Genomic DNA, 24622 nt, shown 5'->3' on the forward strand with positions numbered 1-24622 from the left:
GACTACCCCCACCCCCCCCCCCCCCCACCCCCCCCCCCCCCCCCCCCCCCCCCCCCCCCCCCCCCCCCCCCCCCCCCCCCCCCCCCCCCCCCCCCCCCCGCTTTCGTGTGTCGCCGAAAAGTCAGTCGGCCGCCGCCGGCTGCGGTGCCAGCAGCGCCGGCAGCCGGGTCGTCCGCGGCTTGGCCGGAACCTCGGTGACCGCCCGGGCGAGGGCCTGCTCGACGCCGTGAACCACGGAAAGGTGGCGGTCGGCACGGCTGAACGCCGTGTAGACCCACGGGCGGCTCAGGGCCTGGGCCGCGTCGCCGGGGAGGACCACGACGACCGCGGGCCAGCGGGCACCCGCCGCCTGGTGGGCGGTCAGCGCCCAGCCGTGCCGCACGGACTGCTCCACCCGCTCCTTCGGTACGACCACGGCCTCGCCGGCGCAGGACAGGTGCAGCCCCTCGGCGTCGGCCTTCACCACCTGGCCGAGCACCGTACGTCCCGGCGCGGGGGAGTACGCGACGCGGTCGCCGGGGTCGAAGCCGCCGAAGCGGCCGGGGCCCGGGTTGAGACGCTCCTTGAGCGCGGCGTTGAGCGCGCGAGTGCCGGCCGCGCCGCCATGGCCCGGTGTGATCACCTGGGTCTGCTCCGCCGGGACGCCGATCGCACGCGGCACCGAGTCCGCGACGAGCTGCACGGTGCGGTGCACGGCCTCGCCCGCGTCCCGCACCGGCACGATCACGACCTCCTTGCCCGGCGCCTCGACCTGGTTCAGCTCGCCGATGCCGACCCCGGACACCAGCTCGCCCAGCGGGCCGGGATCAGGCCGGCGCGAGGCGATCTGCGGGCAGACCCTGGCCGCCAGCAGATCGGCGAACACCCGCCCGGGCCCCGCCGACCACAACACTCCGGGATCCCCGGCGAGCACCAGCCGGGCCCCGTCCGGCAGTGACTCCGTGAGCAGCGCGGCCGTCTCCACGTCGAGCTGGGGTGCGTCGAGCACGACGAGCAGATCGAGGTCGAACGCCCCGTCCGCGTCCCGGCCGGGCCCCTCGGCGCCGGACAGCAGACCGGCCACGGTGGCGACGCCGGGCACGGACCCCGTCCCGGCGGGGTCGGCGGGGTCGCCGGGCCCGCTCAGCAGCGCCGAGAAGCGCTCCCGGCCCAGCGAGCTCTGCGTGGCTGCCCAGGCGCGCAGTCCGAGAACCCGCGCGGCACGCAGCAGCGCCGCCGGTTCGGCGCGGGACGCCTCCCCGCCGGTGTGCAGGACCAGGCCATGGGCCCCGACAGCCCGGATCAGTTCCGCGGCGGAACCCGCGCCGCCCGCCGCCCGCTCCCACTCCTCGGCCGAACCGTCCTGCTTGGGCGCCGAGTTGATCAGCCGGCCCAGCCCGTCGGCGAGGCTCTCCTCCGCGAGGGCGTACCGCTCCAGGCCGACCAGGACACGGACCGGCCGCTCCTCGCCCTCCTCCGCCTCCTCGTCCTGCCGGGCGGGGGCGCCGGGCTCGTCCAGGGCGTCCTGGAAGGCCAGCGCCTCCCCCTCGGCCAGGGTGTTCTGCACCGCCGTATCGGCGTCCGGTACGCCCCGCTGCGCCAGCGCGGCGATGAGCGCCGGCAGCTCCAGGGCCGTGTGCCCGGCCAGCGCGGCCTGCTCCAGGAGCCAGTTGGTGACAGCCCGGCCGCGCCGCTCGTCGTCCGGTCCGGCTTCCGCGCCGAGCAGCGCACGGGCGAACCCGTCGGCCTGCTCGGGCCGTACGCCCGCGAGGCGCAGCAACTGCCAGGGATCCGCGCGCAACTGGTCGGCGGCGCCTTCACCGAGCACGGCGGCGGCCTGCGCGGCGAGCGCCTGCGGGGCGCCGCCGTCGGACAGCACGCCCCGCACCGACTCGACGGACTCGGGCGCGGGGGCCGCGGGCGAGGCGGACACCGGTGCGGGCTCGGGCCGGCGGGTCTGCTCGGGAGCGGGGCGACGCGGTGGCTCCGGCTCGCTGAAGACGGTCGCCGTGGGCTTCGCACCGCTCTCCACGGCCCGTACGGCGGCGAGGAGATCGGCGGCCTGACCGCTGAGCTTGGCCCCGCTGGCGACGGGCGCTGTCTTCTCGGCCTTGCGCCGCTCGATCCGCTCCCGCTCGACTCGCTGAGCGGCGAGCTCGGCCTCGGCCTCCGACTGCTGTGCGGCGCTCTGCGAGGCTTCACCTTCGACGGTGTCCGACTCGGCCCCGGTGACCTTCTCGCCATCGGCGGATGTGCCGTCCGCGCCTTCGCCTCCCGACCTCGAAGCGGCGGCCTCGTCCCGGGCGGCGGCCCCCGGCGTCCCCGGCTCCGTGTCCTCCGTGGTCTCGGGTGGCTCCGTGCTCACAGCGTGCTCCAGTCGTGATCGGGATAGCGGTGCACGGGCGCCGACACGTCGTCGAGCGCCCGGCAGATCTCGTCAGGAAGACTAAGGGCCTCCACTGACAACGCCGCCGTGAGCTGCTGTGCGTTGCGCGCGCCGATGACGGGCGCGGTCACACCGGGCCGGTCGCGGACCCAGGCGAGGGCGACCTGGAGCGGGGAGACGGCCAGCCCGTCGGCCGCCGTCTGCACGGCGTCCACGATCCGGCTCGCCGTGTCGTCGAGGTACGGCGCGACGAACGGCGCCAGATGCTCAGAGGCGCCGCGTGAGTCGGCCGGCGTGGCGTTGCGGTACTTGCCGGTGAGCACGCCTCGGCCGAGCGGGGACGAGGGCAGCATGCCGATGCCGAGATCGAGCGCGGCCGGCAGCACCTCGCGCTCCACACCGCGCTGGAGCAGGGAGTACTCGAGCTGTGTGCTCGCCAGCCGGGTGCGTATGCCGGGCGCCGCGAGCTGCCAGGTCGCTGCCTTGGCGAGCTGCCAGCCGCAGAAGTTGGAGACACCGGCATAGCGCGCACGGCCGCTGCTGACCGCGAGGTCGAGCGCCTGGAGGGTCTCCTCCAGCGGGGTGTACGGGTCGAAGGCGTGGATGTGCCAGACGTCGACGTACTCCGTGCCGAGCCGGGCCAGCGAGGCGTCCAGCGCGGAGAGCAGATGGCCGCGCGAGCCGTCGAAGCGGCGGTCAGGGTCGGGAACGCTGCCCGCCTTCGTCGAGATGACCAGGTCCCGCCGCGGGATCAGCCCTTCCATCAGCCGCCCGAGCAGATACTCGGCCTCCCCGTCGCCGTACACGTCCGCCGTGTCGACGAGGGTGCCGCCCGCCTCCCAGAACGTCTTCATGAGGTCCGCGGCGTCGTGCTCGTCGGTGTCCCTGCCCCAGGTGAGGGTGCCGAGCCCGATCCGGGACACGCGCAGGCCGGTGCGGCCGAGATGCCTCTGCTCCATGAACGCCGAGATTACTGGCCAGAACCTGCCATGTGGGGGCCTGTGGATAACCAGTTTCCCGGACGGTTGGCGAGGATGCGCGGGGGCAGTCGGGCGACGCCCGCCACATCGGCCTCCCCGCGAGTGGCCCCCCGCGCTAAGGTCTGGCCCACAAGGGACGTTACTGATCGGTAAGGGGATCGGCCATGCAGCTCGGGATCAACCTCGGCTACTGGGGTGCCGGAATGGACGCGGACAATCTCGCCGTCGCGCAGGAGGCCGACCGGCTGGGCTACGCCGTGTGCTGGGCCGCCGAGGCCTACGGGTCGGACGCGGCCACCGTGCTTAGCTGGGTCGCCGCCCAGACCGAGCGCATCGACGTCGGCTCCGCCATCTTCCAGATCCCGGCCCGCCAGCCGGCGATGACCGCGATGACCGCCGCGACCCTGGACTCCCTGTCCGGCGGCCGCTTCCGGCTCGGCCTCGGCGTCTCCGGACCGCAGGTCTCCGAGGGCTGGTACGGCGTCAAGTTCGACAAGCCGCTGGCACGCACGCGTGAGTACGTCGAGATCGTCCGCAAGGCCATGACGCGCGAGCGCCTGACGTACGAGGGACAGCACTGGACGCTGCCGCTGCCCGGCGGCCCCGGCAAGCCGATCAAGCTGACCGTCCACCCGCAGCGTGAGCACATCCCGCTGTACATCGCCGCCATCGGCCCGAAGAACCTGGAGCAGACCGGCGAGATCGCCGACGGCGCCCTGGTGATCTTCCCCTCCGCCGACCACCTGGAGGACACCACGGTCAAGCACCTGCGCGCCGGGCGCGAGAAGGCCGGCAAGACCCTGGACGGGTTCGACATCTGCCCGACCCTGCCGCTCGCCGTCGGCGACGACAAGGACGTGGCCACGCTCGCCGACACCTTCCGCCCCTACACCGCGCTGTACGTCGGCGGCATGGGCAGCCCCAAGCAGAACTTCTACAACCAGCTCGCCCAGCGCATGGGGTACGAGAAGGAAGCCGCCGAGATCCAGACCAAGTACCTCTCCGGCGACAAGCAGGGCGCCGCGGCCGCCGTACCGCAGGACCTGATCGACAAGACCACGCTGCTCGGCTCCGTCGAGCGCATCGCGGACCGGATGAAGGCCTACGCGGCCGCCGGGGTCACCACCCTGTCGCTGGCGCCGGCCGGCTTCACGCTCGACGAGCGGCTCGCCTCGCTGCGCGCCGGCAGCGAGGCCCTGGAGCGTGCCGGACTGGCGTGACGCGGGCGCCGCAGGCCTGGGGAAGTTTCAGCGGCCGTGGTGGGGGCTCGGGGGTCTTCCCCGCCACGGCCGTTACGCAGAACAACGCGCGCGTGCCCACCCGGTTACGCCCTGTCGTGACCCCGATGGTCATTCTTTTGGCGGAGTTGTCCGACTGAGCTGTTGCAGCGGCCCTCTCGCCGCATTTGACTCGTTCTTTGCGGAGTCCTGCGGCGTCCCGAGAGAGGTGCCCCACGATGCTTTCGGCCAAGAGTCTGTTCCAGGAGATCCTCGACAACGACGAGTCCTTCCGGCTGTTCTGCTCGATCGCCGCCAGCGGCGAGTCCCAGGGCGGCTGGGAGAACGCGCGCATCGCCGCGCTCGTGCCCGACAGCGAGCGCGCCATGGCCCCCAAGATCACCCGGCACGGTGCGGACGAGGACAAGCACGGGCGGATCTTCAACGCCCTGCTGAAGAAGCGCGGCCTCGAACCCGTACCCGTCCCGCCGGACACCGACTACACGATGCTTCTGGAGAAGCACGGCATCGGCCTCGCCCACGAGAAACTCAAGGCCGACAAGCCGCTCACGGTCGACGACATCATCACCTACCTCGCCCACAGCCGGGTCACCGAGCAGCGCGCCGCCGAACAAATGATCATGCTCCGCAAGTACTTCGCCGACCACCCCGTGATCGGCAAGGCCGTCCGGATGATCTCCGGCGACGAGGACAACCACCTCGCGTACACGCACGAGGAACTGCTGCGCTTCGCGGCCGCCGGGCACGGCCGGCTCATCCAGTCCACCCTGCGCGCGTGCGCCCTCGCCGAGATCCGCGTCTACCGGGACGTCAGCCTCGCGGTGATGGAGCACATGGGACGCGTCCTCGGCTGGCCCCGGGCCAAGGCCGCCGTGCTCGCCGCGGGCATCCACGGCGTGTACGCCTGGGAGCGGTTCGCGGGCTGGCGACGCATGGTGTCCCTGGCGATGCCGGAACGACGCGACGCCCTCGGCGGGCCCGCCGCCTCGGCACCCGAGTTCGCCTGACGCGCACCACCCGGCCGGCTACAACCAGCCGCGGCGTTTGAACAGCCGGTACAGCAGCACCTCGACGGCGGCCAGGGCCAGGATCAGCACCGGATACGAACCGGTCCAGTGCAGCTCCGGCATGTGCTCGAAGTTCATGCCGTAGATCCCCGCGACCATCGTGGGGACCGCGGCCATGGCCGCCCACGCGGAGATCTTCCGCATGTCGTCGTTCTGCCGGACGCTCATCTGCGCCAGATGCGCCGACAGGACGTCGGACACCAGCCGGTCCAGGCCCTCCACGGACTCGTTCACGCGCGTGAGGTGGTCGCTCACGTCGCGGAAGAAGGGCTGCGCCTTGTCGTGCACGAACGGCACGCGCGCGCCGATCAGACCCGTGCCCGCGAGCCGGGACACCGGCTGCGCGAGCGGGCCGGTGGCCCTGCGGAACTCCATGATCTGCCGTTTGAAGGCGTAGATGCGCGAGGCCGTGTGCCGGGAGCCGCCGCCGGTCGGCGAGAACACCTCCGCCTCCAGCTCCGCCAGGTCCGTGCCCAACTCGCCCGCCACGTCCACGTAGTGGTCGACCACCGCGTCGGCGATCGTGTACAGCACCGCCGTGGGACCGTGCCGCAGCATCTCCGGCTCGTGCTCCAGACGGGCCCGGACGGCCCCCAGCGGCGCCTCCTCGCCGTGCCGGACGGTCACCACGAACGAGTCGCCGATGAAGACCATCACCTCGCCCGAGGAGACGATGTCGCTCTTCGCCTCGTAGCCGACCGGCTTGAGGACCATGAACAGCGAGTCGTCGTACACCTCCAGCTTGGGCCGCTGGTGCGCGTTGAGCGCGTCCTCCACGGCCAGCGGGTGCAGCCCGAACTCCTCGGTGACCTTGTCGAACTCCTTCTCGGTGGGTTCGTACAGGCCGATCCAGACGAACGCGTCGTCCTGGAGACGGCACAGATCCAGGGCGTCGGAGAAGTCCGCGGGCCCCTCCGTGCGGCGCCCGTCCCGGTAGATGGCGCAGTCGACGATCACGGAGCGTATTCTCCCGCCCTCCGCCCCCGAACGCACCCCGTCGTGCGCCTACCCTGGGCGGCATGCCCACGCTGATCCTGGTCCGGCACGGACGTTCCACCGCCAACACCGAGGGAGTGCTCGCCGGGTGGACGCCCGGCGTCGCCCTCGACGAGCGCGGGGCCCAGCAGGCCGCCGCACTGCCCGCACGGCTCGCCGCGCTGTCGGTCTCCGAGGTCGTCACCAGCCCGCTGCAGCGCTGCCAGGAGACGATCCGGCCGCTGCTGGACGCCCGGCCCCAACTCACCGCGCACGTCGACGACCGGATCGGGGAGTGCCACTACGGCGACTGGTCCGGCCGCAAGCTCGCCGACCTCAAGGACGAGCCGCTGATGGAGGTCGTGCAGGCCCATCCGTCGGCGGCGGCCTTCCCCGGCGGGGAGTCGATGCGGGCCATGCAGACCCGCGCCGCCGAGGCCGTACGGGAGTGGAACGCGCGTGTGGAGCGCGATCACGGCGCGGACGCCGTCTACGTGATGTGCTCGCACGGCGACGTCATCAAGTCCCTCGTGGCGGACGCACTCGGTCTTCATCTCGACCTCTTCCAGAGGATTTCCGTTGAACCGTGTTCCATCACCGCGATCCGCTACACACGCCTGAGGCCGTTCCTCGTACGACTCGGGGACACCGGTGACTTCGCGTCCCTCGCCCCGCGCGAGGAGCCGCCGGCCGCGGACGCGACGGTCGGGGGCGGCGCGGGCGCACCGTGATCGTCGGGCGCAGTAGGGTGAAGCGGTCGAAGCAGCACCGCAGTCACGATTCGTCGTACTCACGATTCGTCGTACCCACGATTCCAATGGAGACAGGACGTGTCCCGTCAGGTGTTCCTCTACGACCCCCCGGACCGCTTCGTGGCCGGCACGGTAGGACTGCCCGGACGCCGTACGTTCTTCCTCCAGGCCGTCGCCGGCTCCCGGGTGACCAGCGTGGCCCTGGAGAAGACCCAGGTCGCCGCACTCGCCGAGCGCATGGACGAACTGCTCGACGAGGTCGTACGGCGTAGTGGCGGCAGCGCCGCCGTCCCCGCCATGGCGCCCAGCGAGGTCGCCGACACCCGCCCGCTCGACACCCCCGTCGAGGAGGAGTTCCGCGTCGGCACCATGGCGCTCGCCTGGGACGGCGAGGAACAGCGCATGATCGTCGAGGCGCAGGCACTCGTGGAGCTCGACGCCGACTCCGAGGAGGACCTCGCCGAGGCCGAGGAGAGGCTGCTCCAGGACGAGGAGAACGGGCCCCCGATGCTGCGGGTCCGGCTCACCGGCGCGCAGGCGAGGGCTTTCGCCAAGCGTGCCCTGGACGTCGTCAACGCCGGGCGGCCGCCGTGTCCGCTGTGCAGCCTCCCGCTCGACCCGGAAGGACACGTATGTCCGCGCCAGAACGGATACCGCCGCGGAGCGTGACCTCGGTGGAACTGCTCACCGAGGGTGAGCTGACGGTGCGCGGACGCATCCGCGAGGCGTCCAACGCGGCCCTGTACTGCACCGTCGCGCACGAGGGCCGGGAGGCGACCTGCGTGTACAAGCCGGTCGCCGGTGAGCGGCCGCTGTGGGACTTCCCCGACGGCACCCTGGCAGGGCGCGAGGTCGCCGCGTACGAGGTCTCCGAGGCGACCGGCTGGGGACTCGTACCGCCCACCGTGCTGCGCGACGGGCCGTACGGCGAGGGCATGTGCCAGTTGTGGATCGAGGTGACCCCCGAGGCGGAACTGCTCGCGCTGGTGGACGGCGAGGAGCCCGAGGAGGGCTGGAAGGCGATCGGCCTCGCCGAGGTCGGCGAGGGCAGGACCGCGCTGCTGGTGCACGCCGACGACGAGCGGCTGCGGCGCCTCGCCGTGCTGGACGCCGTGATCAACAACGCCGACCGCAAGGGCGGCCATCTGCTGCCCACCGAGGACGGCCGGCTCTACGGCATCGATCACGGCGTCACCTTCAACGCCGAGAACAAGCTGCGGACGCTGCTGTGGGGCTGGGCGGGGGAGCCGCTCACGCCGGAGGCCGTCGAGGTGCTCGGGGCCCTGCGGGACGGGCTGAAGGAGGGCGGCGCGCTGGCCGTACGGCTGGCCGGGCTGATCACCGCCGCGGAGGTGGACGCCACGCGCGCGCGTGTCGACGCCCTGCTCGCCTCCGGCAGGCACCCGGAGCCGAGCGGTGAGTGGCCGGCCATTCCGTGGCCGCCCGTCTAGCAGCGGCCTCCGGCGGGAAGCACATTGGCCGGTGTCGCGCAAGAACGCCTTCCCGGCCATCCGGCCCGGTCCGGTTCGTGTACGGAACATCCGTCCGGTTAGGCTCAAGACATGTATGCCTGGCCCGCTTCTGAGGTCCCCGTCCTGCCCGGTCAGGGCCGCGACCTGAGGATCCACGACACCGCGACCGAGGGTCTCGTCACCCTGGACCCCGGTCCCGTCGCCCGTATATACGTCTGCGGCATCACGCCGTACGACGCGACCCACATGGGGCACGCGGCGACCTACAACGCGTTCGACCTCGTGCAGCGCGTGTGGCTCGACACCAAGCGGCAGGTTCACTACGTCCAGAACGTCACCGACGTCGACGATCCGCTCCTGGAGCGGGCGCAGCGCGACGACATCGACTGGGTCGCCCTCGCCGAGAAGGAGACCGCCCTCTTCCGCGAGGACATGACCGCGCTGCGCATGCTGCCGCCGCAGCACTACATCGGCGCCGTCGAGGCGATACCCGGGATCGTCCCGCTCGTCGAGCGGCTGCGGGACGCGGGCGCCGCGTACGAACTCGACGGCGACATCTACTTCTCCGTCGAGTCCGACCCCCACTTCGGCCAGGTGTCGAACCTCGACGCCGCCGCGATGCGCCTGCTGTCCGCCGAGCGCGGCGGCGACCCCGAGCGGCCCGGCAAGAAGAACCCGCTCGACCCGATGCTGTGGATGGCCGCTCGCCCGGGCGAGCCCGACTGGGACGGCGGTTCGCTCGGGCGCGGGCGGCCCGGCTGGCACATCGAGTGCGTCGCCATCGCCCTCGACCACCTCGGCATGGGCTTCGACGTCCAGGGCGGCGGCTCCGACCTCGCCTTCCCGCACCACGAGATGGGCGCCTCGCACGCCCAGGTGCTGACCGGCGAGTTCCCCATGGCCAAGGCATACGTCCACGCGGGCATGGTCGGCCTGCACGGCGAGAAGATGTCCAAGTCCAAGGGCAACCTCGTCTTCGTGTCCCAGTTGCGCCGCGACGGCGTCGACCCGGCCGCCATCAGGCTCGCCCTCCTCGCCCACCACTACCGGGCCGACTGGGAGTGGACCGACCAGGTGCTCCAGGACGCCGTGGACCGCCTCGGCCGCTGGCGTGCCGCGGTGTCCCGGCCCGACGGACCGGACGCGCAGGCGGTCGTCGAGGAGATCCGCGACGCCCTGGCGAACGACCTCGACGCCCCGGCCGCGCTCGCCGCGGTCGACCGCTGGGCGGCCCGGCAGGACTCTGAGGGCGGCACGGACATCGGCGCCCCCGGTGTCGTCTCGCGGGCCGTGGACGCGCTGTTGGGCGTGGCCCTGTAGCAGGGCTCGACACTCGACATGAGAGAGGGGCGCCTCCACCCGTGGGTGGAAGCGCCCCTGTTTCAGGTGCCGGTCAGATCCTGCGGATCTGGATGCTCCGCAGGACCAGCGGCTGGGCGCCGTCCCAGACGCCGACGACCTGGTGGCCGAACGCGAAGGCCTCCTGGACCTGGTCATGGGTCTGCGGGTTCGGGTTGTTGAAGACCCGGAAGACGCCGTTGATGCGCAGGAAGATCTGCGACGGCTGCCCCGGCAGCGGCTGGACGACGTCGATGTAGCCGTCCGCGATGCCGGCCTGCGGTGCCTGCTGGACGGCGGCCTGCGTGACCTGCTGCATCAGTTGCAGCACCTGCTGCTCGGACTCCTGTTGCTGCTGCTCGCCCTGGAGCGCCTGGCCGTGGCTCTGCTGCTGCCCGTAGCCCTGCGGCTGGCCGAGCTGCTGGAGCAGGTGCTGGAACGGCTGCTGCTGGCCGAGCTGCCGGAGCTGCTCCAGCGAGCCGCTCATGCCGTACGGCTGCTGCTGGCCGTAGCCCTGCTGGTGCCCGGGTCCCTGCTGCTGGCCGTAGCCCTGCTGGTGCCCGGAGCCCTGCTGCTGCCCGTAGCCCTGTTGCTGGCCGGAGCCCTGTTGCTGGCCGAAGGGCTGCTGATACGGCGACGTGCTCGGGAACTGCTGGCCCTGCTGTTGTCCCATGTGACTCATCTGCGGGGTGGTGCTCATACGGGTGTCACCTTCCCTTGATGTGATGGGCTGCGTCAGCCGGTGATCACCAAGCCGACGATCTCGTCGTCCGAGAACCACACTCGGACCTCTGGCCGTCCCCCCGCGAAGGCGGTATGGACCGCCTGGCGGATCTCGGGGGACGGATGGTTCAGGTTCCGCCACTCACCGGCCACGAACAGCCGGAGCCGGGGCGGAAGTTCGCGCGGATACGGCAGCAACTCGTCCCAGTACCGCTCGGCGAGGCCGGAGCCGACCGCCTGCGGCAGCAGATAGGTGACCGCCGCCTTGATGTCGGGCCTGTTGCCGACCCGCTGGGAAGCCGGGCGGCCCGGCGCGTCCTGCTGCGGGGAACCCGTCGCCCGCAGCACCGCACGCGCCCGCTCCGGGGACATCGGCGGCTGGGCGGCGGCCCTGAGCATGCCCTGGAGCGCGGCCAGCACGCCGACCACCACCGGGGAGGCGGACGACGTCCCCGAGAACGTGTCGGTGTACCAGGCGATCTCCTCGGGTCCGCCCTGGAGGTCGCCAGGCCCGTCCCAAAAGCCGCCGGTCGTCGTCACCTCGCGGCCCCAGCCCTGCGCGTCCACCCGGGCACCGAAGTTGGAGAACGCGAGCCGGGAGCGGTCCGGGCCGTGATCGCGGCCGTGTGTGCCGGGGGGCGGGGCGCCCGCGCCGACCAGGACCGCCCCGGAGGACGGGTTGGACGGGTTGAACGGGTTGCGCCACCACTGCGGGAACTCGTCCGGGCGGCGCTCGTACACGGCGTCGTCGAGGGACTCGCCGCCGTTGCCCGCGGCTGCCACGACCAGCACTCCCTTGGCGGTGGCGTGGCGGACGGCGGCGTAGTCGTCCGGCCACCATTCGAGTGCGACGTAGCCGCGCTGGTCGTCGCGGTCGGCGAACTCGAACCGGGGGCCCGGGCGGTGCAGTTCGACCAGCACGATGTCGCCGGGCCCGAGCCGGTCGGCCGCCGCGTGGATCGCGGCCGCCGTGCCGATGCCCTGGAACGACGCGGCCGCGGTCACCGTCTCCGGCACGATGCCGGTGACGCCGAATTCGTTGCGGTCGCCGCCGATCACGCCGATCACGGCGGTGCCGTGGTTGCGCCAGGCCAGGTCCGTCAGCGGGGTGCCGACGACGACACCGGCCAGCTTGCCCGCCAGGTCCTCGTGGCCGAGCTGCCAGGAACCCTCGACGTCGATCACGGTCACGCCCTGACCGGCGCCGCCCGGCCGCTGCCAGGCCCAGTACGCGTCGACGCCCTCGGGCGCGGGCCGCAGATAGCCCTGCCGGCCGCTGTAGTCGGGCGTGACCGGCGTGCCCTCCTTCAGGCGCCCGCTGCCCTCCCCGACCTGCCCGAAGGCGGCCGGCACCGCGCCCGGCTTCACATAAGCCGTGTCGATCCCCGGCAACGCGGCGATACGGGCCCGCAGTTCCTCGGCCCGGCTCTCCCCGCCGCGCACCCGGTAGAACAGCGCCAGGTCGGGCACGTCCTGGGCGCCCATGGTCTGCTGAAGCCGTTCCTCGCTGCCGAACAGCGGCTCCAGCACGAGTTGTTCGTCACTGAGGAACATGTTGAGGGCCGACACGTCCGCGCCCGCGACCGACCGGACGCCCTCGGCCCGAGCCCGCAGCCGGGCCTCGGAACGGGCGACGACGATCAGTTCAGGTTCGGCTCCTCGATAGGTGAATCCCGCTCCGTCGGGCCCCGGCCCGGCCGCTCCCGGGCCCTGCGCCGGCTGTCCCTGGTCGGTCATGGTCTGCCGCTCCCTTCGGTCCTGGGGTTGCCAAGTGCGGGTGGTGCGGCGCGCCTTCGGTGGACAACCAAGCACGCGCGGCCCGGTCCGTCCAGAGCGTTTTCGTCAACGTGGTTTGAGCACAAGTTGAATTGGGCAACGTGTGCAATCCGTCCGGAAAGAGATGTCACGCCATAATCCGGCCAGCTCCTGTCCAGTCCCTGTCGAGACGCCGTCCTCGGCTGTGGAGGCGCCGGGTGTGTGGTGGGGTGGAGGAGTCAGTTGAAACGTTGGACCGGCCTTGGGCCGGTCCTGTCCGCGGAAGGACGCACAGTGGCCCACGAACACCGCTCCTTCGCACCTCACCCGACCCGCCGCAGACTCCTCACGGCCGGCGCCGCCACCGCGGGTGCCGTACTCGTGGGAACCGCCGGCACCCCCGCAGCCGCGGCCGGAAAGCCCCGGCCCACCGCGATCCGCCTGCCGGACGGCTTCCGCCCCGAGGGCATCGCCATCGGCAGCGGACCGTACGCCTACCTCGGCTCCCTCGGCGACGGCTCCCTCTACCGCGCCGACCTGCGCACCGGCGCGGGCTCGATCATCTCGGCCGGACCCGGCACGCCCTCGGTCGGCCTCAAACTCGACCACCGGGGACGCCTGTTCGTCGCCGGACGCGGCCAGGGCGCCCGCGTGGTGGACGCCCGCACCGGCGAGATCCTCGCCTCGTACGTGCTGACCACGGCGACCCCGACCTTCGCCAACGACGTGTTCCTCACCGCGCGCACGGCCTGGTTCACCGACTCCTTCCAGCCCGCGCTGTACGCCCTGCCGCTCGGCCGGCACGGCGAGCTGCCGGACACGGACGACGTCGTGACGATCACCCTGAGCGGCGACTGGACCCAGGTCGCCGGCGAGGTCGTCAACGCCAACGGCATCACCGCCACGCCCGACGGCTCCGCGCTGCTGGCCGTGCAGTCCGGGGTCGGCGGCCTGCACCGCGTGGACCCGCGCACCGGCGTCACCCGGCTCGTCGACCTCGGCGACGCGGCACCGCTCACCAACGGCGACGGTCTGCTGCTGACCGGGCGCACGCTGTACGTCGTCCAGAACCGGCAGAACGCCATCGACGTCTTCGAGCTCGCCGCCGACGGCCGCAGCGGCGCCTTCCAACGCCGTATCACCGACCCGCGGTTCGACGTGCCGACCACGGTGGCCGCTCACAACGGCCGCCTCTACCTGCCCAACGCGCGCTTCACCACGACGCCGACGCCGGAGACGACGTACGACGTGATCTCCGTGCCCGCGTGACGGACACGATGACCTGAGTCACGACTGAGGGCGATGCGCAGCACAGCGCACCGCCCTCACTCCGGCTCCGCGAGCCTCAGTCCTCCGACGAGTCCTCTTCGTCGTCCTTGTTGCCCGGCTTCGGAGGCATCGGGGGCCGCGTACGGTCGTCGGTCGACGGACCGCCGTCCCGGCGCCGCAGATACCGCTCGAACTCGCGCGCGATCGCGTCGCCCGACGCCTCCGGCAGCTCCGCGGTGTCGCGGGCCTCCTCCAGCGTCTGCACGTACTCCGCGACCTCGCTGTCCTCGGCGGCCAACTGGTCCACGCCGACCTGCCAGGCGCGCGCGTCCTCGGGCAGCTCGCCCAGCGGGATGCGGAGGTCTATGAGGTCCTCCAGCCGGTTGAGCAGCGCCAGCGTCGCCTTCGGGTTGGGCGGCTGCGAGACGTAGTGCGGTACGGCGGCCCACAGGCTGACGGCCGGTACGCCCGCGTGGGTGCACGCCTCCTGGAGGACACCGACGATGCCCGTCGGGCCCTCGTACTTGGTCTCCTCCAGATCCATGCGGCGGGCCAGGTCCGGGTCGGACGTGGTGCCGCTGATCGGGACCGGACGGGTGTGCGGGGTGTCGCCGAGCAGGGCGCCCAGGATGACCACCAGCTCCACGCCCAGCTCGTGCGCGAAACCGAGGAGCTCGTTGCAGAACGAGCGCCATCGCATGGACGGTTCGATGCCTCGGACGAGTACGAGGTCACGCGGCTTCTCGCCGCCGACCCGGACCACGGAGAGCCTGGTCGTCGGCCACGTGATCTTGCGGACGCCCGCGTCCATCCACACGGTGGGGCGGTTCACCTGGAAGTCGTAGTAGTCCTCGGCGTCCAGCGCCGCGAAGACCTCGCCCTTCCACTCCCTGTCCAGATGCGCGACCGCGGTGGAGGCGGCGTCGCCGGCGTCGTTCCAGCCCTCGAACGCGGCCACCATGACCGGGTCGATCAGCTCGGGAACCCCCTCGAGCTCGATCACCCAGTGCCTCCTTCCGACGTGCCCTCGCCTGACGAACCAACCTTACGGCGTGCGGCGGGGGCGCCCGCAGCCCCCTTGCACGGGGGCGTGAACGGATCACTGCCCCGTTCGTCCCCCTGGAACACCCCGCAGTCATCCGAGCTGTGTCCGGGTGGGCGGGAGCGCTGATCAGGGCCGTTCGACGACTGCTCAGGTCATGTTCAGGCCACCGTACGCATGACCGCATCTTACGTCGGATGATCATTCAGAGGTTCGATGCCCGACCGGCACTGCGAGCGGTCACCCACTCGTGTGGCCATGCCCGGAACGGCCCCGGGCGCGTCAGCGGCTGCGGAACTCTTCGTCGAGTGAGCGGAGTTGCCCCCAGGTCCCATGTACGGCGGGTCGGGATCGTGTATCTGACGCTGCTCGGGGTGGGGACGCTGGGGGCACTGCTGGTCGCGCCGCGCGTCGAGGACCCGGCGGCCGTGGTCGCCGCGCTGCTGCCGACCCTGGCCGGCGCCTACCTCGCGTGGAGCGCCTACCGGGCCGACCGCGCCGAGGCGGCGTCCACCCCGACGGACCCCGGCGCGATCGCCGACCGGCTCGCCGTCGCCGTAGGCCGGCAGTGGGAGGCGGAGGCGCGGGCGCGGCGGCTGGCGGACCCGTATCCGCTGCCGGTCGCCTGGCACGGGGCCGATGCCGACCTGGCCGAGGTGACACAGGGCCTGGCGGGCCGGGACGGCGAGATCGGCACGATCCTCGCGGACCGGTCGCCCGATCCGCGGCTGCTGGTGCTGGGGGCTCCGGGTTCGGGCAAGACGCTGTTGCTCGTACGGCTGCTGCTCGCGCTGATCGAGGAGCGCGCGGCCGGCGATCCGGTGCCCGTGCTCTTCCCGCTGGCCTCCTGGAATCCGACGGAGGTGGATCTGCAGGGCTGGATGGAGCGCAAGCTGGTGCAGGACCACGCCGAGCTGGGCGCGCCCGCGCCGGGGGAGTACGGGTACGTCTCGCTCGCCCGGATGCTGCTGGAGCGGCGGCTGGTGCTCCCGGTGCTGGACGGGTTCGACGAACTGCCCGCCGGAATGGGCGGGTTGGCGCTGCACCGGATCGGTGAGGCGTTGCCGTACGGCCGCGGGCTGGTGCTGTCGAGCCGCCCGGCCGAGTACCGGGCAGCGCTGCGGCCCCTTACGGGAGTGCCGGCGCGGCTGTCCGGCATGGCCGGGATCGAACTGGAGCCGCTGAATGCCGGCGACGTCGCCCGCTATCTGCTGCGGGACGCGGGCGGCGAAGGCACACCGGCCGCGGCTCGGTGGGCGCCGGTGGTGGCGGCGCTGGGCACGGGCACGCCGGTGGCGAGGGCGCTCACGAGCCCGTTGACCCTCTCGCTGGCACGGTCGGTGTACAACCCGCGGCCGGGGGAGCGCGAGGGGGAACTGCCCGACCCGGCCGAGCTGCTGCGGTGTCCGACGCGTGCGGCGGTGGAGCGCCATCTGTTCGACGCGTTCGTCGACGCCGCGTACCGGCCGCGGGCGGAGCGGCCGTGCCCGTGGACCGTGCGCGAGGCGCGGCATGCGCTGCGGTTTCTGGCGCGGCACATGGAGCGCGGTGCGGACGGGGCCGCCGAGGTGGCGTGGTGGAAGCTGGGCCATGCCGTGCCGGGCGCCCTGCCCCAGGTGCTGGCCGGTGTCCTGCTGGGCGCGCTGGGATGGCTGGTCGAGGGCGTGGCCATGGAGGTCGTCCACTCCTTCGCACCGCAGTTGGAGTCGTTGCCGCGATGGGAGGAGCGCGGAGGGCTCGGGGTCGTGGCGGCCGGGATCTGCGGCGGCCTGGCGGGGGGCCTGGCGGCGGCCCTGACCGCCACGCTGCTGTGCGCAGCGGTCGTCGCTCCCGACATCCCCGCCGAAGTCGTGCTGCGCCGCCTGGCCGACGGTGGTTCCCTGGCGCTCGTCGGAGTGATCATCTGCGGGTTCGCCGTCGGCCGCCGGACCGACGTGAGGCTGCCCGCCGACTGGGACTGGAGACTTCCGGCGACGGGGTTCGCGGCCGCGATCTGTTACGGACTGTGCTTCGACAACGCCTGCGGAACCGTCAGCGCCCTGCTCTACGGCGTCACGGCGGCGGTCGTCGGACGGGACGGCGTGGGCACGGACCCCGCGTGTCCTGTTGCCCGGGTGCGCTGGCAGTGGAGTCGGCGAGGCGTGTGCCGAGGGCTGCTGGGCGGGCTGCTCCTCGGGGGCAGCATCCTGCTGGAGGGTCTGCTCGCGGACGTGCTCTCGGGCGGGTCCACCGGGGTGTACATCGCGCCCGCCGATCCCGTCGCGGCGGGCTGGGCGGCACTGCAGGTGGGCGCGGTGTTCGCGGTGGCCTGTCTGCTCCTGAACGGCCTGCGGACGGTCCCGGTCGACCTCGGCGTCGGCGTCGAGGGCCGCGCCCTCCTCGTCAACGACCGGCGCACGATCGGCACCTGTGTGCTGACGGCGGTGGTGGTCGGCGCTGTGGTGATCGGCACTCAGGGCTGGTGCGCCACCGTCTGGGGATCGACGGGAGTGTGGGGCGCGAGCGCCGTCGAGAGCGGGCAGTGGGCCTACGTGGTGGGGCTCATCCCCTCGTTGCTGACGGGGCTGGCCATCGGGATCCGCCAGTCGGCCTGGACCCGCTACGCCGTCGCGCGCTGCTATCTGGCCCTGCGTGCCAAGGCGCCCTTCGACCTCATGGCCTTCCTCGCCGACGCCCACGAACACCGAGGTGTCCTGCGCCGCACCGGCGCCGTCTACCAGTTCCGCCACATCGAGTTGCAGCACCGCCTCGCCGAGGCCGACGCGTGAGCCGAGGCCGGGCACCTGATCCGGGGCCGGGCGCCTGAGCCGAGCCGGCGCCTGATCCGGGGCCGAAGCCGGCGCCTGACCGAAGTCGATTTCGATGGTCACGCCGACCCTGGTGGCGACCCCGGCGCCGACTCACAGCGTCGACCGCAGCCACTGCTCCACGCTCGCGATGTGCACGGTCGCCCAGGACCGCGCCGCCTCCGCGTCCCGGTCCCGCAGTGCCGCCAGGATCGCCCGGTGCTCGTGCAGGGTCCGGCTGACCGCGTCCTCCTGGGTCAGCCCCCGCCAGATGCGCGCCCGGGTCGTCGGTCCGGACAGGCCGTCCAGGAGCGAGCACAGCACGGAGTTGCCGGAGCTCTGCACGATGCCACGGTGGAACTCCAGGTCGCAGGCGACGAGTTCCTCCACCGACGGGGCGTCGCCCAGCTTCTCCAACTGAGCCGACAGCGCGCTCAGTTGCTGTTCGCTGATCCGGGACGCGGCCATCGCCGTGGCCGCCGGCTCCAGGATGCGGCGCACGGCGAGGAACTCCAGCACCGTGTCGTCACGGTGGAAGTCGACGACGAAGCTCATGGCCTCCAGCAGCAGTTGCGGGTCCAGGCTCGTGACGTACGTGCCGTCGCCCTGGCGTACGTCCAGGATCCGGATCAGCGACAGGGCGCGCACGGCCTCCCGCAGGGAGTTGCGGGACAGTCCGAGTTCGGCGGCCAGCTCGCTCTCCTTGGGGAGCCGGTCGCCGGGGCGCAGGGCTCCGGAGACGATCATGCCCTTGATCTTCTCGATCGCCTCGTCGGTGACTGCCATGGCGGGCCTCCCTGTCGTTCTGGATATCGTGCAAGACATCCGATGTCTCTCGCCATTATGCGGGGTCGATGGAGCGGCCGACCTATACTCCGGATCCATGGCCGACGCAGCGACCTCACCGGACCCCGACCTGGTCAGCGCCCTGCGGGCGCTGTCGAATCCGGTACGGCTCCAGTTGCTGCTGTGGCTGCGTGAGCCGGAGCGGCACTTCCCCATGGACCGGGCCATCGCGGATCCCGTGACGGTCGGGGTGTGTGTGAGCCATATCCAGGCCAAGGCGGGGCTGGCCCAGTCGACGGTGTCGGCGTACCTGGCCGAGCTTCAGCGGGCGGGGCTGGTGCGGGCGACGCGCGTGGGCAAGTGGACCCACTACCGGCGGGACGAGGAGCGCATCGCCGGGCTGCTCGCCCAACTCGGGCAGACTCTCTAGGAGTTCGTACGTCCTCCCGGCCCGGCGTGTCTGTTGCGCTTCATATCGAGAATCTGCGATATTTCGATGCATGATGAACCTGGGAACGTTCGGCATCTACACCTTCGACTTCGAGCACCAGCCGGCCGCGCAGGTGCGCGACTCGGTGCAGGAACTGGAGGAGATGGGCTGGCGCGCGGTGTGGTTCCCCGAGGTGGGCGGTCGCGAGGCGCTCACCCAGGCCGGATTCCTCCTCGCCGCCACCGAGCGGCTGCACGTCGTCAACGGCATCGCCCAGATCTGGGCGCGCGAGGCCGTCGCGACCCATGGCGCGAGCACCCTGCTGGCCGACGCCCACCCGGACCGGCATGTGCTCGGCCTCGGCTTCGGCGGCCTGACCAGGCCGGGCGTCAAGCCCCTGGCGGCGATGGCCGGGTACCTCGACGAACTGGACGCCCTCGCGGAGAAGTCACCCATCCCCGCCTCGGGGTCCCCGGTGCGCCGCGTCCTTGCCGCGTACGGCCCCAAGATGCTCGCCCTGGCCCGGGACCGCTCCCTCGGCGCCCACACCTACCACGTCAACACGACCCACACCGCGGGCGCCAGGGAGATCCTCGGGCCGGACGCCTTCCTGGGCGTCGAGCACGCGGTCCTCTTCGAGCCGGACCCCGCCAAGGCCCGCGCGACCGCACGCGAACATCTGACGCCGTACCTCAACTCGCCCTACAACGTCGCCAAGTTCCGCAGGCTTGGCTACCCGGACGAGGAGATCGGGGGTGGCGGCAGCGACCGCCTGGTGGACGATCTGGTGTTCTGGGGAGACGCCGAGACGATCGCGGACAGGCTCCGAGCCCATGTCGAAGCGGGCGCCGACCACGTCGCCGTCCAGGTGATCGGCACCGAGCCGGGCGCGACCTCGCTGCCGCACTGGAGGCGGCTCGGGGAGGCGCTGCTTCCCTGACCAGTGCTGCCGGCGGGGCGGGCACTGGCCCAGGTCGAGGGCGATCTTGTCGTGTGCACGGCCCGCTGCTGCGGCTGTTGCCGGCGTGCTGCCGCGGTGCCTGCCGGGATGACTTCGGCGCCCGGCGCCTTCCCACGGCACGCGAAAGGGGCGGCCCCATCGGCGGGGAGCCGCCCCTTTCGGTCGTGGCCGGCCCCGGTGCGGAAGGGGCCGCCCTCATGCGGTCCGGCCTGGTCAGGGGAGTGGCCGGACCCGGCGTCGGGAGAGGCTCATCCGGCAGAAACCTCGTCCGACGCCTGCGAGGTCACTTCTTGTCGAGCAGGTCCTGCACCTTCGCCCGGACGTCGTCCGTGGCAAGGCCCCGGATCGTCAGCGTCGTACGCCGGCGCAGCACGTCGTCCTGCGTCTCGGCCCACTCGTTGTCCCGGGCGTAGACGACCTGCGCCCAGATCTCCGGGGCGTCCGGGTGGACGCGCTCGCCCAGCTCCGGGTTCTCGTTGGCGATGCGGGCGATGTCGAAGGCGAGCGAGCCGTAGTGGGTCGCCAGGTGCTTCGCCGTGTCGGCCGCCATACGCGGACCCGGTGCCGGGCGGTCGGTGAGCAGCCGGTGGGCGACCGCGCGCGGGTTGGCGATACCCGGCAGCGGCAGCTTCTTCGGGAGGGAGGAGATGGGCTCGAAGTCGTCGCCGAGCGGGTGGCCCGGCAGCGCCTCCAGCTTCTTCATGATCGTGCGGCCGATGTGCCGGAAGGTCGTCCACTTGCCGCCCGCGACGGACAGCATGCCGCCGGTGCCCTCGGTCACGACCGTCTCGCGCTTGGCCTTCGCCGTGTCACCGGGACCGCCCGGCAGCACCCGCAGGCCCGCGAAGGCGTACGTGATCAGATCGCGGTCGAGCTGCTGGTCCCGGATCGAGAACGCGGCCTCGTCCAGGATCTGGGCTATGTCCTTGTCGTTGACCGCGACATCCGCCGGGTCGCCCTCGAACTCCTCGTCCGTGGTGCCGAGGAGCAGCATGTCCTCCCACGGCAGGGCGAACGTGATGCGGTACTTGTCGATCGGGGTCGCGAGCGCCGCCTTCCAGGGCGCCGTCCGCTTCAGGACCAGGTGCGCGCCCTTCGACAGCCGGATCGACGGGGCGGCGTTCGGGTCCTCCATCTTGCGCAGGTGGTCGACCCACGGCCCGGTCGCGTTCAGTACGAGACGGGCGTTGACGCCGAACTCGTCACCGGACAGGCGGTCCTTCAGGTCCGCGCCGGTCACCCGGCCCTTGGTGAAGCGCAGGCCGGTGACCTCGGCGTGGTTGAGCACGACCGCGCCCGCCTCGACGGCCCCGCGGACCGTCATCAGCGCCATGCGCGCGTCGTTCATCTGGTCGTCGCCGTACACGGCCACGGCCTTGAGGTTGTCGGTGCGCAGCTCGGGCACGTCCTGCGCCGCCTTGGCGGGGGACAGGAGGTGACCGACGCCGTCACCGAACGCGGAGAGCGCGGAGTAGGCGAAGACGCCCGCTCCGAGCTTCGCAGCGCCGTGCGGCCCGCCCTTGTACACGGGGAGGTAGAACGTGAGCGGGTTCGCCAGGTGAGGTGCCACCTGGCGAGAGACCGCACGGCGCTCGAAGTGGTTCTCCGCCACCAGCTTCACCGCGCCGGTCTGCAGGTAGCGCAGACCGCCGTGGAGCAGCTTGGAGGAGGCGGAGGAGGTGGCGCCGGCGAAGTCGCCGGCGTCGACCAGAGCCACCCTGAGGCCGGACTGCGCGGCGTGCCAGGCGGTGGAGATGCCCAGGATGCCGCCGCCGATCACGAGAAGGTCGTACGACGCCTTGGAGAGCTGCTCCCGGGTCTCGGCTCGGCTCGGGTTGAAGCCGGAGGCCGGGCGGGTGCCGAGGGCAGGCACGGACTGCAGGGTGGTCTGACTGGTCATTTCGGGTTCTTACTCCTCATCAGAGTTCGAGAGCTGGCGAGAACTGCTCTCAGCTCTCGTCGTCCTCGATCCAGCCCATGGTCCGCTCGACGGCCTTGAGCCAGTTCTTGTACTCACGGTCGCGGGTGTCCGCGTCCATGTGGGGGGTCCACTCGGCGGCCCGGCGCCAGTTGGCGCGCAGTTCGTCGGTACCGGACCAGAAGCCGACGGCGAGACCGGCGGCGTAGGCGGCGCCGAGGCAGGTGGTCTCGGCGACCATCGGGCGCACCACGGGTGCGTCCAGGACGTCCGAGAGGGTCTGCATCAGCAGGTTGTTGGAGGTCATGCCGCCGTCGACCTTCAGGGCCACCAGCTCGTCGCCGGAGTCCTTGACCATGGCGTCGGCGATCTCCCGCGTCTGCCACGCGGTCGCCTCCAGGACGGCACGCGCGAGGTGCGCCTTGGTGACGTACCGGGTCAGGCCGGCGATCACGCCGCGGGCGTCGGAGCGCCAGTGCGGGGCGAACAGGCCGGAGAAGGCCGGTACGAAGTAGGCGCCGCCGTTGTCCTCGACCGAGAGCGCGAGCGTCTCGATCTCGGCGGCGGTGGAGATCAGGCCCATCTGGTCGCGCATCCACTGCACCAGCGAACCGGTGACGGCGATCGAGCCCTCCAGGGCGTACACCGTCGGCTGCTCGCCGATCTTGTAGCCGACCGTGGTCAGCAGGCCCGCGTAGGAGTTGATGATCTTGTCACCGGTGTTCATCACCATGAAGGTGCCGGTGCCGTACGTCGACTTGACCTCGCCCTCGGAGAAACAGGTCTGGCCGAACAGGGCCGCCTGCTGGTCGCCGAGCGCGGAGGCGACCGGGATGCCGCCGAGCAGGTCGCCCAGCTTGCCGCCGGTGACCTCGCCGTAGACCTCGGCGGAGGACCGGATCTCCGGCAGGATCTGCAGCGGCACGCCGATCGACTCGGCGATCTTCTCGTCCCACTCCATGGTGTGCAGGTTCATCAGCATGGTGCGGGAGGCGTTGGTGACGTCGGTGACGTGCTTGCCGCCGTTGACACCGCCGGTCAGGTTCCAGATGACCCAGGTGTCCATGGTGCCGAAGAGGATGTCGCCGGCCTCGGCGCGCTCCTTCAGACCCTCGACGTTGTCCAGCAGCCAGCGGGCCTTGGGACCGGCGAAGTAGGAGGCGAGGGGGAGACCGGTCTCACGGCGGAAGCGGTCCTGCCCGACGTTGCGGCCGAGCTCCTTGCAGAGCGCGTCGGTGCGGGTGTCCTGCCAGACGATGGCGTTGTGGACGGGCTCACCGGTGTTCTTGTCCCACAGCACGGTGGTCTCGCGCTGGTTGGTGATGCCGATGGCCTTGATGTCGTCACGGGTGATGCCGGCCTTCTGAACGGCTCCGGCGACGACCTCCTGGACGTTGGTCCAGATCTCGTTGGCGTTGTGCTCGACCCAGCCCGGCTTCGGGAAGATCTGCTCGTGCTCCTTCTGGTCGACGGAGACGATGCGGCCGTCGCGGTCGAAGACGATGCAGCGGGACGAGGTGGTGCCCTGGTCGATCGCGGCGATGAAGGGGCCGGCGGTGTGGGCGTCGGTCACTGTTAGCTCCTGGGAGTTCCGTGGTTATGGGGCTTTACGTACGGCGCGCGCTGAGAGTTTCGGTGCATCTCACCCGGATGGGTGAAGCTCACTGTTCTTAAGCGAATGCGACGTTGTAGATGCCTGCCGCGATGGCGCCGCCGATGAGCGGACCGACCACCGGGATCCAGGCGTAGCCCCAGTCGGAGCCACCCTTGTTGGGCAGCGGCAGAAGGGCGTGCACGATGCGCGGACCGAGGTCACGGGCCGGGTTGATCGCGTAGCCGGTCGGGCCGCCGAGGGACAGACCGATCGAGACGACGACGAGTGCGGTGACGAGGGCGCCCAGGGTGCCCAGGCCCTTGCCGCTGTCGTTCAGGCCCTGCGTGAGAACCGCGAGCACCAGCACGACCGTGCCGATGATCTCCGTGGCGAGGTTCTGGACCACGTTCCGGATCTCGGGGCCGGTGGAGAAGATGCCCAGGACCGGTCCTGCGCCCTTCTCCTGGGCCTCGACGGCCTTGGCGGCCGTGGCCTGTGCGCCCGGACCACCGACGATCTCCTTGTCGGTGAGGTGGGCGTGGAACTGGCCGTAGTAGGCGACCCAGACCAGGGCGGCACCGATCATGGCGCCGAGGAGCTGTCCGGCGAAGTACGTCGGAACGTTGCTCCAGTCGTTGTCCTTGATCGCGAGCGCGACGGTCACTGCCGGGTTCAGGTGGGCGCCGGACAGCGGCGCCGAGGTGTAGACCGCCGTGAGCACTGCGAAGCCCCACCCGAAGGTGATGGCGAGCCAGCCGGCGTTGCGGGCCTTGGAGGCCTTCAGCGTGACGGCGGCGCAGACGCCACCGCCGAGCAGGATGAGTATGGCGGTACCGATGGTCTCGCCGATGAAGATGTCGGAGCTGGACACCCGCGACTCCTTTGTCCTTCGTCCAGGGGAAGCCGAACCCCGGGTCCCACCGGTGGTTCGCGTTGCCCTCGGGGGTGAGGGCGATGCCGGCCCTTGGCACTGTCACACTCTAGCGCGTATTGCCGGTAGGTGTTCGACAATGCCGACCGATGGACGGGAGTCTTGCCCTGGCGTAAGGCGTGCGTCAAGGGTCCTGTTATCGAATGCTCGATCGTTATCGGATGTGTTGATTTGTCGACACTGATCGATCGGATGCGTACTGGCGCGTAGGGAGCACGGTGTGTTCCCGGCGGGCGATTC

20 protein-coding genes are annotated in these 24622 nt (G+C 71.7%); 10 read left to right on the top strand and 10 right to left on the bottom strand.

All coding sequences use genetic code 11. From position 1 onward, the window contains the following. Window positions 1–121 precede the first annotated feature (121 nt). The gene (locus ACZ69Q_RS39290) at window positions 122–2344 is read right to left on the bottom strand and encodes a helix-hairpin-helix domain-containing protein (protein ID WP_471051934.1); all 2223 of its coding nucleotides are present in this window, start codon (window positions 2342–2344) and stop codon (window positions 122–124) included. Continuing rightward, window positions 2341–3324 carry an aldo/keto reductase gene (locus ACZ69Q_RS39295; protein WP_471051937.1) on the bottom strand — a complete coding sequence of 328 codons (984 nt, stop codon included), beginning with the start codon at window positions 3322–3324 and terminating at the stop codon, window positions 2341–2343. Before ACZ69Q_RS39295 ends, ACZ69Q_RS39290 begins: the two co-directional genes overlap by 4 nt. Window positions 3325–3509: 185 nt before the next feature. On the opposite strand from ACZ69Q_RS39295, the gene ACZ69Q_RS39300 reads away from it, so the two are divergent. Beyond that, complete coding sequence (locus tag ACZ69Q_RS39300) at window positions 3510–4565, top strand: LLM class F420-dependent oxidoreductase (RefSeq protein ID WP_471051940.1); 1056 nt, start codon at window positions 3510–3512, stop codon at window positions 4563–4565. A gap of 236 nt (window positions 4566–4801) precedes the next feature. Next, complete coding sequence (locus tag ACZ69Q_RS39305) at window positions 4802–5590, top strand: ferritin-like domain-containing protein (RefSeq protein WP_471051943.1); 789 nt, start codon at window positions 4802–4804, stop codon at window positions 5588–5590. Window positions 5591–5608: 18 nt separating this feature from the next. Here the strand turns inward: ACZ69Q_RS39305 and ACZ69Q_RS39310 are convergent, their stop codons facing one another. Then, on the bottom strand, window positions 5609–6607 hold the full coding sequence (locus ACZ69Q_RS39310; RefSeq protein WP_471051945.1) for a magnesium and cobalt transport protein CorA: 999 nt from the start codon (window positions 6605–6607) through the stop codon (window positions 5609–5611). A 62-nt stretch (window positions 6608–6669) separates the two neighbouring features. Here ACZ69Q_RS39310 and ACZ69Q_RS39315 point away from each other — a divergent pair, with 62 nt between their 5' ends. The 4 genes from ACZ69Q_RS39315 (at window position 6670) to mshC (ending at window position 10169) form a co-directional block, all read left to right on the top strand. Then, on the top strand, window positions 6670–7356 hold the full coding sequence (locus ACZ69Q_RS39315) for a histidine phosphatase family protein (protein WP_471051948.1): 687 nt from the start codon (window positions 6670–6672) through the stop codon (window positions 7354–7356). Between the two features lie 99 nt (window positions 7357–7455). Next, window positions 7456–8046, top strand: a complete 591-nt coding sequence (locus ACZ69Q_RS39320; protein ID WP_471051951.1) for a DUF3090 domain-containing protein — start codon at window positions 7456–7458, stop codon at window positions 8044–8046. Then, the gene (locus tag ACZ69Q_RS39325; RefSeq protein WP_471051954.1) at window positions 8010–8828 is read left to right on the top strand and encodes an SCO1664 family protein; all 819 of its coding nucleotides are present in this window, start codon (window positions 8010–8012) and stop codon (window positions 8826–8828) included. Before ACZ69Q_RS39320 ends, ACZ69Q_RS39325 begins: the two co-directional genes overlap by 37 nt. 111 nt (window positions 8829–8939) lie before the next feature. Continuing rightward, window positions 8940–10169 (top strand): cysteine--1-D-myo-inosityl 2-amino-2-deoxy-alpha-D-glucopyranoside ligase, encoded by a 1230-nt coding sequence (mshC, locus tag ACZ69Q_RS39330; RefSeq protein WP_471051956.1) that lies wholly within the window; start codon window positions 8940–8942, stop codon window positions 10167–10169. Between the two features lie 73 nt (window positions 10170–10242). Here the strand turns inward: mshC and ACZ69Q_RS39335 are convergent, their stop codons facing one another. Further along, window positions 10243–10887: a hypothetical protein gene (locus ACZ69Q_RS39335; RefSeq protein WP_471051959.1), complete on the bottom strand. Its 645-nt coding sequence runs from the start codon at window positions 10885–10887 to the stop codon at window positions 10243–10245. 35 nt (window positions 10888–10922) lie between these two features. After that, window positions 10923–12647: a S8 family peptidase gene (locus ACZ69Q_RS39340; protein WP_471051961.1), complete on the bottom strand. Its 1725-nt coding sequence runs from the start codon at window positions 12645–12647 to the stop codon at window positions 10923–10925. Between the two features lie 312 nt (window positions 12648–12959). On the opposite strand from ACZ69Q_RS39340, the gene ACZ69Q_RS39345 reads away from it, so the two are divergent. Further along, complete coding sequence (locus tag ACZ69Q_RS39345) at window positions 12960–13934, top strand: SMP-30/gluconolactonase/LRE family protein (protein ID WP_471051964.1); 975 nt, start codon at window positions 12960–12962, stop codon at window positions 13932–13934. Between the two features lie 76 nt (window positions 13935–14010). Here the strand turns inward: ACZ69Q_RS39345 and ACZ69Q_RS39350 are convergent, their stop codons facing one another. Next, window positions 14011–14937, bottom strand: coding sequence for a PAC2 family protein (locus tag ACZ69Q_RS39350; protein ID WP_471051967.1), 927 nt, complete (start codon window positions 14935–14937; stop codon window positions 14011–14013). A 347-nt stretch (window positions 14938–15284) separates the two neighbouring features. Here ACZ69Q_RS39350 and ACZ69Q_RS39355 point away from each other — a divergent pair, with 347 nt between their 5' ends. After that, complete coding sequence (locus ACZ69Q_RS39355) at window positions 15285–17744, top strand: NACHT domain-containing protein (RefSeq protein ID WP_471051970.1); 2460 nt, start codon at window positions 15285–15287, stop codon at window positions 17742–17744. 132 nt (window positions 17745–17876) lie between these two features. Here the strand turns inward: ACZ69Q_RS39355 and ACZ69Q_RS39360 are convergent, their stop codons facing one another. Then, the gene (locus ACZ69Q_RS39360) at window positions 17877–18548 is read right to left on the bottom strand and encodes a FadR/GntR family transcriptional regulator (RefSeq protein ID WP_471051972.1); all 672 of its coding nucleotides are present in this window, start codon (window positions 18546–18548) and stop codon (window positions 17877–17879) included. Between the two features lie 97 nt (window positions 18549–18645). Between ACZ69Q_RS39360 and ACZ69Q_RS39365 the strand changes: the two genes are divergently transcribed. Further along, on the top strand, window positions 18646–18978 hold the full coding sequence (locus ACZ69Q_RS39365) for an ArsR/SmtB family transcription factor (RefSeq protein WP_471051975.1): 333 nt from the start codon (window positions 18646–18648) through the stop codon (window positions 18976–18978). A 70-nt stretch (window positions 18979–19048) separates the two neighbouring features. Then, window positions 19049–19918, top strand: a complete 870-nt coding sequence (locus tag ACZ69Q_RS39370; RefSeq protein ID WP_471051977.1) for a TIGR03620 family F420-dependent LLM class oxidoreductase — start codon at window positions 19049–19051, stop codon at window positions 19916–19918. 304 nt (window positions 19919–20222) lie between these two features. Here ACZ69Q_RS39370 and ACZ69Q_RS39375 read toward each other — a convergent pair whose 3' ends face one another. From ACZ69Q_RS39375 to ACZ69Q_RS39385, 3 genes are all read right to left on the bottom strand, one after another. Beyond that, complete coding sequence (locus ACZ69Q_RS39375; RefSeq protein WP_471051980.1) at window positions 20223–21839, bottom strand: glycerol-3-phosphate dehydrogenase/oxidase; 1617 nt, start codon at window positions 21837–21839, stop codon at window positions 20223–20225. A 49-nt stretch (window positions 21840–21888) separates the two neighbouring features. After that, the gene (gene glpK / locus ACZ69Q_RS39380; RefSeq protein WP_471051983.1) at window positions 21889–23430 is read right to left on the bottom strand and encodes a glycerol kinase GlpK; all 1542 of its coding nucleotides are present in this window, start codon (window positions 23428–23430) and stop codon (window positions 21889–21891) included. A gap of 97 nt (window positions 23431–23527) precedes the next feature. Then, a complete protein-coding gene (locus tag ACZ69Q_RS39385) occupies window positions 23528–24322 on the bottom strand; it encodes an MIP/aquaporin family protein (protein WP_471051986.1) in 795 nt (264 codons plus the stop codon). Between the last annotated feature and the right edge of the window lie 300 nt (window positions 24323–24622).

The sequence above is a fragment of the Streptomyces sp. NPDC036764 genome (assembly GCF_055609385.1).

Coding starts and splice junctions, on each gene's coding strand:
- ACZ69Q_RS39325 (WP_471051954.1), top strand. CDS start 8,010: ATGTCCGCGCCAGAACGGATACCGCCGCGGAGCGTGACCTCGGTGGAA.
- ACZ69Q_RS39375 (WP_471051980.1), bottom strand. CDS start 21,839: ATGACCAGTCAGACCACCCTGCAGTCCGTGCCTGCCCTCGGCACCCGC.
- mshC (WP_471051956.1), top strand. CDS start 8,940: ATGTATGCCTGGCCCGCTTCTGAGGTCCCCGTCCTGCCCGGTCAGGGC.
- ACZ69Q_RS39360 (WP_471051972.1), bottom strand. CDS start 18,548: ATGGCAGTCACCGACGAGGCGATCGAGAAGATCAAGGGCATGATCGTC.
- ACZ69Q_RS39305 (WP_471051943.1), top strand. CDS start 4,802: ATGCTTTCGGCCAAGAGTCTGTTCCAGGAGATCCTCGACAACGACGAG.
- ACZ69Q_RS39295 (WP_471051937.1), bottom strand. CDS start 3,324: ATGGAGCAGAGGCATCTCGGCCGCACCGGCCTGCGCGTGTCCCGGATC.
- ACZ69Q_RS39370 (WP_471051977.1), top strand. CDS start 19,049: ATGATGAACCTGGGAACGTTCGGCATCTACACCTTCGACTTCGAGCAC.
- ACZ69Q_RS39315 (WP_471051948.1), top strand. CDS start 6,670: ATGCCCACGCTGATCCTGGTCCGGCACGGACGTTCCACCGCCAACACC.
- ACZ69Q_RS39340 (WP_471051961.1), bottom strand. CDS start 12,647: ATGACCGACCAGGGACAGCCGGCGCAGGGCCCGGGAGCGGCCGGGCCG.
- ACZ69Q_RS39335 (WP_471051959.1), bottom strand. CDS start 10,887: ATGAGCACCACCCCGCAGATGAGTCACATGGGACAACAGCAGGGCCAG.
- ACZ69Q_RS39300 (WP_471051940.1), top strand. CDS start 3,510: ATGCAGCTCGGGATCAACCTCGGCTACTGGGGTGCCGGAATGGACGCG.
- ACZ69Q_RS39365 (WP_471051975.1), top strand. CDS start 18,646: ATGGCCGACGCAGCGACCTCACCGGACCCCGACCTGGTCAGCGCCCTG.